Source organism: Allobosea sp. P4_H5 (assembly GCF_056400825.1).
The window spans coordinates 138,167-153,541 of record NZ_JBFUKM010000002.1 but is presented as its reverse complement, the minus strand read 5'-3'; the positions used below and the strand labels follow the sequence as shown (position 1 = coordinate 153,541).

Below are 15,375 nucleotides of genomic sequence, written 5' to 3'. Positions count from 1 at the left end.
CCCGTCAGGATCTGCTGCGATTGATCACGGCGCCGATGACGGTGATGCCGGCGCGCTGAAGAGTGCCGAGCGCCTCGTTCAGCTCGTCATGGCTCGTCATGCCTTCGGCCGCGACAAGGACGACGATGTCGGCATGGGTCGCGAGCGCGACGGCATCGGAGGATTCGCCGAGCGGCGGCAGGTCGATCAGCACCTCGCCACGTTGCCTCGCCTGGGCGACGACAAGCGCCGCGCGCGGATCCCGGAAATCGACGAACCGGTTGAGCTGCGGCGTCGCCGAGCGGATCGGCAGCAGGTGAACGCCATCGACATTGGCGTAGGCCGCCGGCACCGTGCTGCCCGAGGCGATCACATCGGTCAGCGATGCCCCCTCCTTGCCGTGGTCGGCCTGCGTGCGGGCGGCATCCGGGCTGATGACGCTGACCTGACGACCGCGATGATTGATCAGCTGCGCGAGGTTCATCGTCAGCAGTGTCGCGCCGACGCCTGCTCGCCAGGACCCGATCGCGACGACCGGGCTGCCCTGGGAGCGGCTCGCGACCCAGGCGATCTCGATCGCGGTCTGCAGGTCGCGGATCGCCACAGCGAAGGGGCCGGCGTCCGCACGCGTCACCAGCATCGACTTGTCCGCGCCGGAGGCACGCGACTGCCCACGCCAGCTACCGACCTGGGGGACGACGGCGAGGCAGGGCAGCCCCGTTTCGCGCGCGATGTCCTGCGGGAAGCGAACCCGGCGATCGAAGACCGAAGCGAGGACGGCGACGAACAGGCCGCCGAGCAGGCTGAAGACGCCGGCGAACGCCATGATCAGGCTGCCGCGCGGCGCTGAAGGCCCGAGCGGCGTCTGGGCGGCGCCGATGATCCTGGCATCCGCATCGGGGATCGGCTGCGCTGGCAGCGTGCCGCTGCGGACAGCCGCCTCCGCGGTCCTAACCTGGGTCGCGAGCGTATCCAGCCTGCCCTGCAGGAACTCCGCGCCGCTGCGGGCGGCGTCGGCCTTGAAGGCGACGGATTGCAGCAGATAGGCGGATGCGGCGGCATTGGCGACGCGTGCCGGGAGTTCCGGATCAGCCGAGGAATAGGCGATCTCCAGCACATAGGACTGGCCGACGCGCCGCGCCGAGAAGCGTCGCGCGAAATTCTCGAAGGCGTTGCGGCGCGGATCGATACGAAGCGAAGCGTCTGTGCTCCGGCTCGCCGGTTGGGACATGCCGAATGTCGCCAACGCAGCTCGAAGCGTGGCCGTGATGTGGCTGCTCAGCGCCTGCAACGGGCCCGGCGACTGCGGCCCGAGCTCGGGATGGCCGCCCAGCGCGAGTGCATCGAAAACCGTGCTCAGCAAGCGCTCCGAGCGGATCACCTGCAATTCGCTGTCGGCGGCGTTCAGGTCGAGCGAGCTCGGCGCCGCGATCTCGCGTGCCGAACTCGGTGCCTGCCGCCGCGGCTCGAGCAGCACGGTCGCAGCCGCGCTATAGGTCGGCGGCGTGGTCCGTACATAAACCAAGCCTGCCGCCAGGCAGAGGGCGACCCAGATGGCCAGCTTGCGCTTGTGCCGGAGCCCGACAGCACCGATCGTCCGCAGCAGGGCGACCGGACCATCGCTCACCGGCGCCATGGTCGGGTCCGGCAGCGGCAGGATACGGAATGGCGCGCCGGATGCGCCCGGCTTTCCCAGCATCATCTGAACTTCCCCCTCGGCTGCAAGGCGGCGGCGCGCTCGGGCTGCATGCGCCCGCGCAGGATGTCGGCAATTCCGAGCAGATTGCCCCAGAGACGGCCGCGTCGATCGATGAACGGCTCGGGGCGCAGCGAGCGACCGAGATTGGCGGACATGTTGCGGAAGAGATGATCGGCCACCTGGCCGAGCGTCATCGTGCCCTTACGCAGCATGTAGAGGGGATTGACGATCTGCGAGTAGCCGAAGCGCTCGCCGGCCATGCGCCCGCCCTTGACGCCCATATGGACGCCGATCGAATCGGCGGATTTGACCAGGCGGCCGCCGCGCCGGGCCAGCGCCCCCGCAAAGTCGCGGTCCTCCAGCCAGCCATAGAGCACGAGCCGCTCGTCGAAGCGCAGGTCGCCGATGCTGGCGAGGCGAAAGGCCATGTTGCACCCGTAAGGGCTGTAGGGCTCGATCCAGGACCAGTCGCCCGCCGGGGGCGCCGCGACCAGCTTCATCGCCTCTGCAAACGCGATGCCGGGACCGCCCACCCCGTCGGCCAGGACCCGGCCGGTGAAGGCGACGATGCTGGCCTCGTCGCGGAAGGTGCGGGCAGCCGTGGCCAGCCAGTCCTCATGGGCGACGAAGTCGTCGTCGAAGAAGGCGACGACCTCGGTGCCGGGCGGCAGGTTTGCGAGCGCCGTGTTGCGCTGGGCGGCGAGCCCGGCCGGCCCGGTCAGCACGACGACGTCGTTGCGGCCTTGCAGATCGCCGGCATCGGCCGCATCGATGCAGGAGACGATGACGCTGTCTGGCTTCAGGCTCTGCCGGGCGAGCAGATGCAGGACGGTCTGCGTCACCACCTCCGGCCGGCCACGAGTGGCGATGACAGCGGCGATGCGCGGGGCCGGGATTGCCGGCGCCGCCTGGGCCGCGCGACGCACGTTCGGCGACTGCGCCAGGTCCAGATAGCCCTCGGCGGTGCTGCGCCAGGAGAACAGCGGCAGGCGCTCGCGGCCGCGCCCGCTCAACTCCTGCCGCAGCGTCTCCGAGTCCGCCAACGTTCTGATGTGTTCGACCCACGCTGCCGGGTCCGCAGGCGATGCGAGCAACGCGGCATCACCACAAACCTCCGGCATGCTGGCGCAATTCGAGGAGACGACAGGGCAGCCGCGGGCCATCGCCTCGATGATCGGCAGGCCGAACCCTTCGGTCCAGGACGGGAAAGCCAGGCACAGCGCCCGCTCGAGCAGAAAGGCGAGGTCATCGTCACTGACCCGCCCCAGCAAGGTGAGGTTGGCGGCTTGCGCCAGCTGCTCCGAAGCGAAGATGCCGTTGCCGCCTCCGGCGATGACGACGTCGATGCCGAGTTCAGCCAGGGCCGGCGCAATCGTGGTGAGAAGGGCGAGGTTCTTGTGGCGCGCCTGCGAACCGAATGCCAGGACGAAAGGCCGTTCGGCAGCGCCGCGCGCCGCCAGCAATCCCGGAGCCTGCTCGGCCTTGGCTGGGTCCCAGGCAAGGGCGTGCTCATGGCCGTTCGGGAGCACGGCGATATCGGCGGCGCGCAGCGGCAGATGCCGTGCAAGCTGCCGGGCCGAAGCCTGCGAGACGGTGGCGATCCGGGCGCTGCGGCGCACCAGCAGCGGCTGCAGCGTTCTGTATGCGGTGCGAAAGCCGCGGCTGTAGCTCTCGGGCGCGGTGAAGACATTGGCGTCGTGAATGCAGACGATCTGGTCGCCCTTCATCGCCGGCGCCGTATTGGAGAGATTGAGGAGCCGCCCGCCCCAGAGCCGCGGCAGTTCGAGCTGCTCCCAGCCATGTCCCGCCAGTCGCCCGCCTTGGAGCGTGTCGATCGCCTGCAGCGTCATGGCATTGGTGCCCCGCGGCGCGACCAGGATGGCTTTCCGGCCGGCCGCTGCGAGACTCTCGTCGAGGGCCGAGACGACGTTGCGCGTATAGCGCTGCACGCCGGTCATGGCTTGCGACAGGAAGCGGCCGTTCACCGCAAAGGTCTCGGTCATATCCTCGCTCCGGTGAACACAGGGAGAGGGCTGGGAACACTGGAGGTTCGCGGCCTGATCGCCGCCGCGAGCGCGGCCAGCATGCAGAAGAAGAAGCCCTGATCGATGATCGGGCCGACGAGCAGATCGCCGATCAGCAGGCCGGCATAGCCGTTGCGGGTGGCGACGGCGATGTCGGCCTCCAGACTGCCCGGCTGGCCGCGCGGACGCAGGAAGCATTCGAAGACGAAGACCGCATAGAAGAGCGCGCCGGGAACGCCGACGCTCGCAAGCAGCGCGACGGCAAAGCTCGAGGCACGCGCGGTGCCCAGCCCGACGCCGAGCCCCCAGCTGTCGAGGAAGTTCTGGAAGGAGATGATATTCCAGGAGCTGCGTTCGATGCCCGAATCGGAACTCGCCTTGTTGAGCACGACGAGGTCGACATAGCCGTAGACTTTCGCAGTCGCGTCGGGATCGAGCAGGAGCAACACGACGGCCAACAGTCCGATGACCGGCGCACCGAGGGCGAAGATGGCCGCCTGCCGCGCCGCATTGCCCAGCACGAGCCGGGCGATGGCGAAGGCATAGAGCAGGAGCAGCATCACTGGGGCCCCTGCCAGCCCGGTCGAGGAGGTCGACAGGACGATCAGGGCGAGCGAGAGCCCGGCGATCGTGCCGGTGAGCCCGGGGCGCACGCCGCAGAGCCACAAGGTGCCGGTGAAGCCGAGCACGCCGAGGGTCGAGCGCGCGAAGACCGAGGCCTCCGTATACGAGCCGACGATCCGCTTCATCCCGGCGATCTCGGAGTCGGTGTGCAGCGTGTAGCGAGCGTTACGGATGAAGCCGAGCAGCTCCTGCGTGCCGGTGGCATAGGTCGCGATGTCGAGGACGGCGAAGACGGTGTTGGCGACGCAGCAGGCGAGCAGCGCATTGAAGACGGCGAAGAAGCCCTCGCGCGTCGCGGCGATGGCGGTCAGCGTGACCAGGCAGAGCAGCGTGGTCGAAAGATAGAGGCTCTGCGTGACATTGCTCGAGACCGGAGCCAGAGGCACCGTCGAGCCTGTATCGTCGAAGGCCGTGGTTCCGAGCGGGATGATCTCGGTGATGCCGGCGAACACGCGCGGCATCAGGAAGGCGCTGGCGACGCCATAGGCGACGAGGCAGGTGAACCAGAAACCGGGCTCGTTCGGATGCAGGGCGCGAAGGGCGGCCGCGGCCTCGCGGCGGCGGCTCAGCACGCCGAAGGCCAGGAAGACCAGCATCACATGCCCGGGCTGGATGTTGGCGGCGCCGATCAGCATCGCCGCAGCGGCGCCGAGGACCGCCATGATCGCGAGCCCGTTGACGAGCGCGCCCGTGCCAAGCATCAGGCAGATCAGGCCGATCAGGATGGTCAGCGCGCCGATCGGCTCGATGCTCATGGCAGCCGAGCCTTCCGCGGTGGCGACTGCCCGCCTTCACCCTGATCGTACCGGCGCGCCATGGTCATTCGGCCAGCACCATCAGCGAGTAGCCGCCCAGCACGCGGACCGCCAGGTCAGGATTGAGCGAGAAGCAGAGCCGGCGCGGCAAGCGCATCAGCCGGCTGCTCAGCGCCTGGTTCGGCAGCTCCAGCCGGCTCGCGGTGTAGGCGTGGTCGATGACGCGGTAGCCGCAGTCGGCCAGGGTCGCGAGCGCGGTCTCCTTGAAGAAGTAATGCAGGTGGCCGACGTTCTCGCGCAGCTTGGTGATCGGCCAGCCGCGCAGCAGCGACTGGACGGACAGATCCAGCGGAATGTGGAAGACCTTGTAGCGGCCCTTGCCGCGCAAGGCCTTGATGAAGGCGATGTAGTCCTCGACGTGTTCGATCACATCAGCGATCACGAGCAGGTCGTAGTCCGACGCACCTTCGGTCGTGAAATCGCCGAGCGAAAAGGTGACCTTGTCGGTCTCCTTGTACTTGGCGCGCTGAAAAGCGTGCGGCGAGATCTCGTAGCCATGGAAGCGTGCCTGCGGGAAGGCCTTCGCCAGGTTGAACAGGATCTCGCCGGTGCCGCAGCCGACCTCGCAGGCCTTGTCGAAGGCGATCGCGTTCTTGCGCAGGATCGCCTCGACCTGCCGCGCCTTCCACGGCGAATCTTCCTCATGCCAGGTCGGGTTCAGGTCGGCATAGACTTCGCTCTGGTAGATCGTCTGCATCAGGTTCTTCCTCGATATCGCGGAGGGCCGGCCTCGATCACGCCAGGCTCTGGACCAAAGCCGGGCGCGGCTGCGCCGGCGGCATGGCCATCGAGATCGTCCCGGCGAGCGGCTTGAGCAGCTGGTTGATGTGGAGCGCCATCTGCTTTTCGAAGACGGCGGTCGAGAAATTCCGGGCATAGGCCGCGATCTCGCGCGGCTGCCAGGCGATCGCCCGGGCCTGCTCTTCGGCGGCGATCAGCGCATCGACGCTCTGCTCGTCGAAGAAAACGCCGCTCATGCCGTCGACCACGGTCTCTGTCGCACCGCCGCGGCGGAAGGCGATCACCGGCCGTCCGCTCGCCATGGCCTCGACAGGCACGATCCCGAAATCCTCCTCACCGGGGAAGATCAGGGCGCGGCAGCGCGAGTAGTGGTAGCGCAGGACGCTGAAGGGCTGGGGCCCGAGCACCTGGACATTCGGCTTGGCGATGCGGCGCAGCTCGGCCAGCATCTCGCCTCCGCCGATCACGACCAGGCGCCGTCCGGTGCGATTGAAGGCTTCGACGGCGAGCTCCGGCCGCTTGTAGCCGACGAGCTCGCCGACCATCAGGCAGTAATCCTCGACGAGCCCGTTCGGCAGCACCTCGAAGGCGTCGACATCGACGGGCGGATGGATCACCGTCGAGGCGCGGCGATAATAGCGATGCAGCCGGGTGGCGACCGTCTCGGAATTGGCGACGAAATGATCGACGCGATTGGCCGATACGCTGTCCCAGTTGCGGATGTAATGGGCCAGCGTCGGCATGACCAGGCGCGTGATCAGCCCGGAACGTTCCCTGTATTCGTGGAACATGTTCCAGATGTAGCGCATCGGCGAGTGGCAATAGCAGATGTGCATCGCGCCCGGTGGCGGCACGATGCCCTTCGCCGGCCCGGACTCGCTGGAAATGATCAGGTCGTAGCCGCGCAGGTCGAGCTGTTCGAGTGCGAGCGGCATCAACGGCAGATAGCGCTGGTAGAGCTTCGCCGCCCGCGGCAGCCTGCCGATGAAGCTCGTCGTCACCTTGTGGCGCCGGATCTCGTCGGAGACCGCTTCTGGCACGTAGACATGGGTGAAGACGTCCGCATCCGGATACATCCGGCACAGCGCCTCGATCACCTTCTCGCCGCCGCGCATGCCGACGAGCCAGTAGTGGACGATCGCGATTTTCATGGGCCGAGGAACTCCATCGAACTCATCTGGTCCGGGCTTGGCGTGCCCAACGCATTCATCGCCCTGCGGCGGCCTCACCGACTGCCGCGCTGCATCAGCACCGCCGGCACCGTCTTCACCAGGATCTTGGCGTCGAGCATGAGGTGCCATTCCGAGGCGTACTGGCTGTCGAGCGAGACGCGGGTGGCGTAGGAGCAATCGCTGCGGCCGCTGATCTGCCAGAGGCCGGTGAGCCCTGGCGGAACCGAGAAGCAATGGCTGAAGGCCTCCCCATAGCGTTCGCGCTCGGCCGCCACGATGGGGCGCGGCCCGACGAAGCTCATCTCGCCGGCGATGATGTTGAAGAGTTGCGGCAGTTCGTCGAGGCTCGAGCGCCGCAGGAATGCGCCCACTGGTGTGATCCGGGGGTCGTGCGTCAGCTTCTGGCTTTCGGCCCATTCCTGCGCGGCGGCCGGATCGGAGGCGAGCAGCTGCTGCAGTGCATCATCAGCATTGATAGCCATGGTGCGGAACTTCCAGCAGCGGAAGCTCTTGCCGCTGCGGCCGATCCGCGCCTGCTTGAAGATGGCCGGGCCACCATCGCCTGCTCGGATCAAGGCAGCGATAAGCAGCATCAAGGGCGCAAGCAGGAGGAGAAGAACGATTCCTGCCGCAAGGTCGATGCCACGCTTTACTATGATGCGTGCCGAGTTGTATTCATCCCGCGCTACACGTACGGGCAAAGAGAAAGAGGCCGACAATCCCTGCGAGTCCGGAAAACGGCTCATTGCAGCACCTTACTCATAAATCGCATCTTAATAGATTATTAACGCGGGCCGAATACATCGCAATAGGCTTTTGTGCACTGCAACATATTTGATCAGCATAGACGACAATTGATTGAGACCTGGGCGTTGTCGGGAAAATTCCTGACAGATTCGATGAAAATTCGACCCTTTTGGCGGCATTCCGCCAAGCGAACCTCGGCGGCAAGCCGAGATCGCACTGCGTCGCGGTGACGCAGCGTGAGGAACGACATGAAATGTCTGGAACGGTCGGGGGTGAGCTAAATTATTTAATCGCGTTACTGAAACCATCCGCGGGTGATGGCGTACTGCACAATCTGCTGGCGACTATCGATGCTGAGCTTGTTGCTGGCGCGCGCCTTATAAGTTTCAGCGGACTTCGTGGTAATTCCGATGCGCTCAGCCGCTTCACGAATACTGAAACCAAGGGCGATCAAGCGCAGGATTTCCTGCTCCCTGTCCGTCAGGATCGATCCGCGCCGCGCCCCCGCGGGCGTCAAGACGGAATCCGCGGCATCAAGGAAGCAGCCGCCGCGGAGGACTGTCGAGATCGCCTTGCACACAACCGAACCGGGCGACTGCTTCAGGACATAGCCGCGCACCCCGACTGCAAGCAGGCGATGAGCGCGAGCATTGTCCAGCTCCTCCGCCACGACGAGGATCCGCTGCGTCGGAAGATCATTAAGCAGGCCTTCGGCGACTGAAATCCCATTGAAATTCTCGCCGACGACCGCGACGTCTGGAGCCGCCTTCTCGATGACCTTCGCAAGGTCGGCGGACGAATGGACCTCGCCGACAACGGCCATGTTCGGTTGCTCGGCAAGGCAGAACCGCAGTCCTGCCAGGAAGATCGGATGTTCGTCTGCGAGAAAAATGCGAGCGGGACGCTCGAATGACAGCATAGGCCTACCTCCGCATGGACGGGAGCCCGGTTCAGCCGATCGCAAATCGGCTTGGATTTGCCCGCGATATCTAGTTCTGCACCCCGGTCGTGCCGGGAGGGGGCAGCGAGGAGATGATCGATTGCAACGAGGCGCGCTCAACCCTGACGATGTCTCCGGGCAGGATCGGCGAACCCTCTTCGATCGCGATCTCGTTGACCATGTCGCCCTGGCGGCGCTGCACGCTGAAGCGCATGCGCGAGAGCTGCTTTTCCTGTTGGCTCTGCAGCCTTGGCGCGAGCGCGGTCGATTCATGGATGAGCGCGCGCAGCGCCGCGATCCGGTCCTCTGACTGCCTGAGCGAAAGCTGCGTCTCGCGCAGCTCGCGCCCGGTATCGATCTCGCGCTGGTTCTGGAGGTCGGCCAGCGTGCGGTCGATGCGGCTGATCTCCTGCTTCGCACGCGCCGTTGCGAGCATCAGGTCGAGCGCCTGGCTCTCGGATTGCGCCAGATTCTGCTCGACCGCGAGCTGGCGCGGGCTCACTGCCAGCCCTTTGCTGATCAAGCTGTTGATATTGTTGAGCTCGCGCCGGATCAGATCCTGCTGGCGCTGCTGGGTCACCGCCTTGGCGCCGAGCGTGCGCAACTCCTCATCGAGAAGCCCGCGCGATTGCTGCAGGAGATCGATTTGCGAACGGACAGCCTTGCGACGCGAGGCAAACAGCGCGCTCTCCTCGCGCATCGCCTGGGTGGCTCCTTCATCGATGTTCCTGCGGACATCCTCGGAGAAGCTGATCGATTCTGCCTGGCGCGCTTCGGCCAGAAGCCTGTCACGGCGCACCTGCAGCGACAGCAACTGCGTCTGCTGGACGCGGATTTCGCCCTCGGCGACGATCGTCTCGCGTTCGAAACGGCCCAGAGCCAGTTCCATGCGCTGGAACCCGCCTGCGATCGCGACCGCCTGCAATGCGGTCATCGTCGGGCGGAAGGCGTATTCGCCCGGCTTTTCAACGACGCCAACCACATAGATCGGCCGATATTGCGCGATCTCGACGGCTGCCGCAGGCGCATTGACGAGCCCGGCAGTGCCCTTCAGCCGTTCCGAGATCAGCGCCGCGATCTCGGCCGGTGCCTTGCCGTCGACCGAGAACGTGCCGACCACCGGCAGCGAGAGCATGCCGGTCGAGCTGACGGCGAACTCGCCGCTGAGCGCCGACCATTCGAACAGCTCGCGCGAATTCGGCCGCCATTCCGACACCTTGATCTTGAGCCGATCCTGTGCGGCGACACGGTATTCGAAGTCATTTGCCCAGACCTGCGCGGCGCCGATCCCGACGAGCATGAGAGACAACGCCGTCAGCAGGGGGGCGAGCGCCCAGGCCTGGGCTCGCATACGCGTCGGGAAAACATGATCGAGGAGGGTGAGGCGTCTCACGAAACTCTCCGCTGCGGACTGCTCCGACAGCTCCCAAGCAAATCCGTTGCCAGCCCCTCGAGCGCCGTTAGCACGCCCTTAACCATGACGGCCCAGGCTGGTGGATATCCCTCGCGTCCGTGAAGCCTTTCTCGGACCGGCGAGCAAAGCTATAGTCACTGGCCGATAGCGAGCCGCGAAAGCACGAGCGATGCTGATCGTTTTCTTCCTGGCTGCCATCGCCAGCGGCGCGCTGACCCTCTGGCTGATGTGGCCACATGGCCTGCTGGTCGCGTTGATCGCCACCGCCGTGGTTGCCAGCGCGGTCGTTGCCGTCTTCGCCGTGCTTGTGGCTGTCCTCAGGTCCCGAAGCGCGACCGAGGAAGAGCGACGCTCTCGCGGCGTCCTCGACATCCTCGGGCCGCGCCAGCCCCGCTGACCGCTTACGCCGCCGATCTTCTGGCACATGAATTGCTGATCATCCCCGCCACAGCGGTTAGCGCGCCCGCGCGCCGTGCCGCTGCCTGCCATTGCGAGGGGAGACGGGGCAATGACGGTGCCTGCCCGGTTTCGTAGTTCGGACCGAGACCGCGACACGGATCTCGACAGGCTCGGACCGCTCTACGGACAGCTCGAGCAGGCGCTCGCAGGGATCGAGCGCGAAAGCACCGGGTTGTCGCGCCGGCTCGACGAGGCCCGCACCCGCGCGGCAACGTTGCTCGGCAATGAGGACGGGATCTATTTCGAGCGCGAGCCGGCCGACGAAGCCCGGCTGGTCGAGGCGGAGGCGCAGATGATGGCCGCCTTCCGCCGGCTCGAGCAGCTGCGGGCGCAAAGGTCGATGCTCGCCGCCTGGCGCACCGAGATCGAAGACACCGGCATCGGCCGCATGCTGCGTGGCGGAACCAGAGCGAGCAGATGGTTCTCCCGGCTCCTGCGCCTGGTGCGGTCGCGAATAGCGGCCATCCGGCGCCTCTCCCGCTTCTCCGGCTGGGCGCTGATGCTCGTGATCGTCTATGCCACGCTGTCGGGCATCGAGCAGCGGCCATCCGTCGCCCTGCTGGTGCCGGATCTCGAACGCGGCCTCGCCTTTCTCGCCGCAGCCGCCGCCTTCGCCATCGGCTATCCGCGGCAGCGCTTTCTCATCTTCGCCGCTGGTCTTGCTGCGGTGATCTCGCTCGAGCTCGCCCAGAACTGGTCGCCGACGCGGCACGGCACCATCCACGACGCCTGGATCAAGGCCGTCGGCCTTGGGCTGGGCTTTGCACTCGTTTCCGGCGTGGAGCGGCTCAAACCATCTGCGAGGAGCTCGTGAAGATCGACCCGATGACGCAGGCTTCGGCGATCGCAGCCGCTCCCTCACCCGCGACTCGCGCCGCCACGATCGTCCCCATCGTGCTGTGCGGCGGCGCTGGATCGCGGCTCTGGCCGGCTTCGCGCGAAGCGTTCCCGAAGCAGTTCATTTCCCTGCTCGGCGAGACGTCGATGTTCCAGCAGACGCTGGGCCGGATCCGGCACCCGCTCTTCGGAGCTCCGGTGATCGTCACCCACGACGATTTCCGCTTCCTGGTGCTGAGCCAGATGAAGCAGGTCCAGATCGAGGGCGAGATCCTGCTCGAGCCGGCGCGCCGCGATTCCGCCCCTGCCATCGCCGCCGCGGTGAGCTTCATCCAGAGGCGCGATCCAAAGGCGCTCGTGCTCGTGCTTGCCTCCGACCATCTGATCGGCGATCTGCCGGCCTTCCGCAGGGCCGTCGAGACCGCGGCAGCCGCTGCGACCGAGGGCCAGCTGGTCACCTTCGGCATCGTCCCGGACAAGCCCGCTACAGGCTATGGCTACATCAGGCCTGCCGTCGGCATGGAAGAGGCCCGAAAGGTGCTGAGCTTCGTCGAGAAGCCCGATGCGTCGACTGCAGCGCGCTATCTCGACGAGGGCTATCTCTGGAACAGCGGCATGTTCTTGTTCCGCGCCGACAGCTTCATGACCGAACTTGCCAGGCACGAGCCGGCGATCGCGAGGGCGGCGACAGCCGCCGTGGCGCACGCCAAGGAGGATATCGGCTTCCATCGCCTCGACGCCGAGCATTTCGCTGCCGCGCCGCGCAAATCGATCGACTATGCCGTGATGGAGCGGACCGAGTTCGCCAGCGTCGTCCCCTCCTCCTTCGGCTGGTCCGATGTCGGCAGCTGGTCCAGCGTGTGGGAGGCTTCGCCGCAGGACGACGCTGGCAATGCCGGCGGAGCCAATGTCGAATTCGTCGACAGCAGCAACTGCTATGTCCAGAGCAGCGGCCCCCTCACCGTGCTGGTCGGCATGGAGGATGCCGTGGTCGTGGTCGAGAACGATGCGGTGATGGTGACGAGGCGCGACTGCGCCGAGCAGGTCAAGGGGGCCTTCGAGCGACTCAAGGCCGGCGGACATCCGGCCGTGGTCAGTTCGCGCCGGGTCGACCGGCCCTGGGGATATTACCAGACACTCGACCTCGCCGCGCGTTTCCAGGTCAAGCGCATCGTCGTCGATCCCGGCCAGAAGCTCTCCCTGCAGAGCCATTATCATCGCGCCGAGCACTGGGTCGTGGTCCGCGGCACCGCCGAGGTGACGCGCGATGCCGAGACCGTCCTCGTGCACGAGAACGAGTCGATCTATCTGCCGATCGGCTGCGTCCATCGCATGGCAAACCCGGGCAAGATCCTGCTCGAGATCATCGAGGTTCAGTCTGGTTCCTATCTCGGCGAGGACGATATCGTCCGCTACGAGGACGTCTACCGCCGGGTGTGAGCCGCGGCAGCGGACTCAGGATGCTCCGGCTGGCGCGGCTGTCGGCTGCCTCCAGCGACAGCTGACCGTGGTTGGGCGCCCCCACCGGCGGCAAGCAGGGCCCGTGCATGGGCATGCACGACCTTGTCGAGGCTGAAACGGTCGATGTAGTCGACGCGGTACTGCGCATGGCGGCGCTCCGACACGACATGGTCGTGATAATGCACCATCGCCGTGACGAAACCGGCCATGTCGCCCAGCGGAACGAGCCGGCCGAGCCGATCGTCGGCAATGATGTCGCTCGGTCCGAATTCGCAATCGAAGGCGACCACCGGCAGGCCGAAGCGAAGCGCCTCGCAGATGGCGAGAGACCAGCCTTCCCAGCGTGCGCCCGACAGGTAGACGTCGCTGTTCGACAGCGGAATGGCGGGGCTGTCAGGGTAATGCTCGATCCTGACCCGGCCGGCGAGGCCGAGTTCGTCGATCAGCACGCGGATCGCCGGCTCCTCCTCGCCGTAGCCGACGAGCGCAAGCTCGGCATCCCCGCGCTTCTCGCAGAAGGCGGCAAAGGCGCGCAGAAGGATGTCGTAGCCCTTCTGATAGGCGAAGCGACCGACCGTGACGAAGCGGATCGGACGGCCTATCGCGGGCGCCGGCACAGGCACGGGCGTATCGAAGGAGCGCACGGGATTGGGCACCCAGACATGTTCGACCTTGCTGGGATAATCGCTTCGGAAGGCGTCGAGCTGGCGCGGCGACGTTCCGAAGACGCGTGCCAGCCGCGGCAGGACCATAAACCGCATCGCCTCGAACAGCACGCTCGCCTTGAAGGAGCGCCGCTCGAGCCTGGGATTGCCGTGAAGGTAGAGAATGAAGCGGCGCCGGATGCCGAGGCAGCAAAGCCAGAACACGGCCGTCGGCTCGACCTGCGGCACAACAACGAGGTCGAACCGGCCGCCGGCGATCGTCTTCCGGACCCGCCGCAGCAGGTCCAGCCGACCGCTGGAGAAGCTGAGGATGACCTCATATGGCCGCGGCTGGCCGACGATCTGCTCGAAAGGCGACGTGTACAGAACGGAGATGTCGAGATCGCCCTCGTACTCGGTCGCTAGCGCCGAGCAGATCGAGTCGGTGACGCGCTCGATGCCGGCGAACGACCGCGTCGGCGGCACGATGTAGAGGACCCTGGTCTTCTCGCCCGACATCGCGCGTTCGCTCGCCATCATGACGGGCCGCCGGCTGGCGCCCTGCGGTATGGCTCTTGCAACGTCCGCGCCAAGGGGGCCGTTTCGTCGCCCGTGGCAAAGACCAGTCGCCATCGCGAGCGGCTCCCCGGCTTCAGGCTTCAGCGGAGCGGCGCATGACCGGTTCGACCACCAGGCTCGCGGTGATCATCAACTGCTACAACTATGCGGAATATGTCGAGCGCGCGATCCGCAGCGTGCTCGCGCAAGGCCGCGACGACTGTGAATTGATCGTCGTTGACGACGGCTCGACCGACACCTCCTGGAACATCATCAGCAGGACGGGAGCGACGGCCTACCGCATCGAGAACGGTGGCCAGCGCCGCGCCTGCGTCTTCGGCCTCGACCGGACGACCGCACCCTTCGTGCTGTTCCTCGATGCTGACGACGAACTCTCTCCAGGCGCGCTCGATGCGATCATCCCCCGTCTCAGGCCATCGATCGCCAAGCTGCAATTCTGCCTCAGCCGCGTCGACAGCAACGGCAGCAAGCTAGGTTCGTGCGTTCCCGAGCCCGATCTCATCCGCGCTACGGGCGACCTCAGCGAGCGTGTCCGCCGGACCGGCGTCTATGTCAGCCCACCGACCTCCGGGAACGTGTTCAGGCGCGACCTCTGCGAATTGCTGCGCGATGCCGATTACGACGACGCGGTCGACGGGATCATTCTCCTCGCCGCCCCCTTCTTCGGCGAGATCGTCTCTCTGCCGGCGGAGCTCGGGCTCTATCGCGTCCACGATCGCAACATCTCCGGTGTCGGGCGGGCGATCGACACCGGCAGGATCGAGCAGCACATGCAGCGCTTCAAAAACCTCGTAGCCCACCTCAACCGAGCCGTGCCCGCGGATGCCAAACCGCCGCAACTCGATGCCGAACGAACCTTCTTCTACCTCGAGAAGAAATCGGTCCTCGCATCGATCGACCGCCGGATGGATCGCTTCCGGCAGCTTCCCAGGCTCATCAGGGTCATCAGCGGAGACTATTTCTCTCCGAAGCGGAAGCTCGCCCTATCCCTGTTCCACATCCTGATCGCATTCCTGCCGGTCGGGATGTCACGTCGTCTGATCGAGGTCCGCTATCGCCCCGAACAGCGGACGGTGGCAGCACTGGCCAAGGCATTGACTGGTGGCAAGGGCAGTGTCCGGCATCGATCGGTGTGATCTGCCCTCGACCAACACGCGTCGTGGAGCAGGTATTGGGGTGCTGCAGCTCAGCAAAGCCCCGTGACCAGCTTTCGATCAGCCTTCCAGAAAGCGGACGTTTG

13 protein-coding genes are annotated in these 15,375 nt (G+C 66.2%); 4 read left to right on the top strand and 9 right to left on the bottom strand.

Annotation, left to right across the window (positions count from 1 at the left end; genetic code table 11):
- Positions 1-4 precede the first annotated feature (4 nt).
- From AC1DS0_RS04745 to AC1DS0_RS04710, 8 genes are all read right to left on the bottom strand, one after another.
- Complete coding sequence (locus tag AC1DS0_RS04745) at positions 5-1,681, bottom strand: Wzz/FepE/Etk N-terminal domain-containing protein (RefSeq protein ID WP_476813232.1); 1,677 nt, start codon at positions 1,679-1,681, stop codon at positions 5-7.
- Positions 1,678-3,681, bottom strand: coding sequence for a glycosyltransferase (locus AC1DS0_RS04740; protein WP_476813231.1), 2,004 nt, complete (start codon positions 3,679-3,681; stop codon positions 1,678-1,680). Before AC1DS0_RS04740 ends, AC1DS0_RS04745 begins: the two co-directional genes overlap by 4 nt.
- Positions 3,678-5,081 carry a hypothetical protein gene (locus tag AC1DS0_RS04735; RefSeq protein ID WP_476813230.1) on the bottom strand — a complete coding sequence of 468 codons (1,404 nt, stop codon included), beginning with the start codon at positions 5,079-5,081 and terminating at the stop codon, positions 3,678-3,680. The genes AC1DS0_RS04740 and AC1DS0_RS04735 overlap by 4 nt, the downstream gene beginning before the upstream one ends.
- Before the next feature lie 64 nt (positions 5,082-5,145).
- Positions 5,146-5,838 (bottom strand): class I SAM-dependent methyltransferase, encoded by a 693-nt coding sequence (locus tag AC1DS0_RS04730; RefSeq protein WP_476813229.1) that lies wholly within the window; start codon positions 5,836-5,838, stop codon positions 5,146-5,148.
- A 37-nt stretch (positions 5,839-5,875) separates the two neighbouring features.
- Positions 5,876-7,033 (bottom strand): glycosyltransferase, encoded by a 1,158-nt coding sequence (locus tag AC1DS0_RS04725; RefSeq protein WP_476813228.1) that lies wholly within the window; start codon positions 7,031-7,033, stop codon positions 5,876-5,878.
- A gap of 74 nt (positions 7,034-7,107) precedes the next feature.
- Complete coding sequence (locus AC1DS0_RS04720; protein WP_476813227.1) at positions 7,108-7,800, bottom strand: sugar transferase; 693 nt, start codon at positions 7,798-7,800, stop codon at positions 7,108-7,110.
- Positions 7,801-8,096: 296 nt separating this feature from the next.
- Positions 8,097-8,720 carry a LuxR C-terminal-related transcriptional regulator gene (locus AC1DS0_RS04715; protein ID WP_476813226.1) on the bottom strand — a complete coding sequence of 208 codons (624 nt, stop codon included), beginning with the start codon at positions 8,718-8,720 and terminating at the stop codon, positions 8,097-8,099.
- Positions 8,721-8,790: 70 nt separating this feature from the next.
- Positions 8,791-10,134 (bottom strand): polysaccharide biosynthesis/export family protein, encoded by a 1,344-nt coding sequence (locus AC1DS0_RS04710; RefSeq protein ID WP_476813225.1) that lies wholly within the window; start codon positions 10,132-10,134, stop codon positions 8,791-8,793.
- 190 nt (positions 10,135-10,324) lie between these two features.
- Between AC1DS0_RS04710 and AC1DS0_RS04705 the strand changes: the two genes are divergently transcribed.
- From AC1DS0_RS04705 to AC1DS0_RS04695, 3 genes are all read left to right on the top strand, one after another.
- Positions 10,325-10,552, top strand: coding sequence for a hypothetical protein (locus AC1DS0_RS04705; protein ID WP_476813224.1), 228 nt, complete (start codon positions 10,325-10,327; stop codon positions 10,550-10,552).
- A 111-nt stretch (positions 10,553-10,663) separates the two neighbouring features.
- A complete protein-coding gene (locus tag AC1DS0_RS04700; protein ID WP_476813223.1) occupies positions 10,664-11,428 on the top strand; it encodes a hypothetical protein in 765 nt (254 codons plus the stop codon).
- Positions 11,425-12,891, top strand: a complete 1,467-nt coding sequence (locus AC1DS0_RS04695; RefSeq protein WP_476813222.1) for a mannose-1-phosphate guanylyltransferase/mannose-6-phosphate isomerase — start codon at positions 11,425-11,427, stop codon at positions 12,889-12,891. The genes AC1DS0_RS04700 and AC1DS0_RS04695 overlap by 4 nt, the downstream gene beginning before the upstream one ends.
- Here AC1DS0_RS04695 and AC1DS0_RS04690 read toward each other — a convergent pair.
- On the bottom strand, positions 12,876-14,093 hold the full coding sequence (locus AC1DS0_RS04690) for a glycosyltransferase (RefSeq protein WP_476813221.1): 1,218 nt from the start codon (positions 14,091-14,093) through the stop codon (positions 12,876-12,878). The genes AC1DS0_RS04695 and AC1DS0_RS04690 overlap by 16 nt on opposite strands.
- A 137-nt stretch (positions 14,094-14,230) precedes the next feature.
- Here AC1DS0_RS04690 and AC1DS0_RS04685 point away from each other — a divergent pair, with 137 nt between their 5' ends.
- Positions 14,231-15,271 (top strand): glycosyltransferase family 2 protein, encoded by a 1,041-nt coding sequence (locus tag AC1DS0_RS04685; RefSeq protein ID WP_476813220.1) that lies wholly within the window; start codon positions 14,231-14,233, stop codon positions 15,269-15,271.
- The last annotated feature ends 104 nt before the right edge of the window (positions 15,272-15,375 follow it).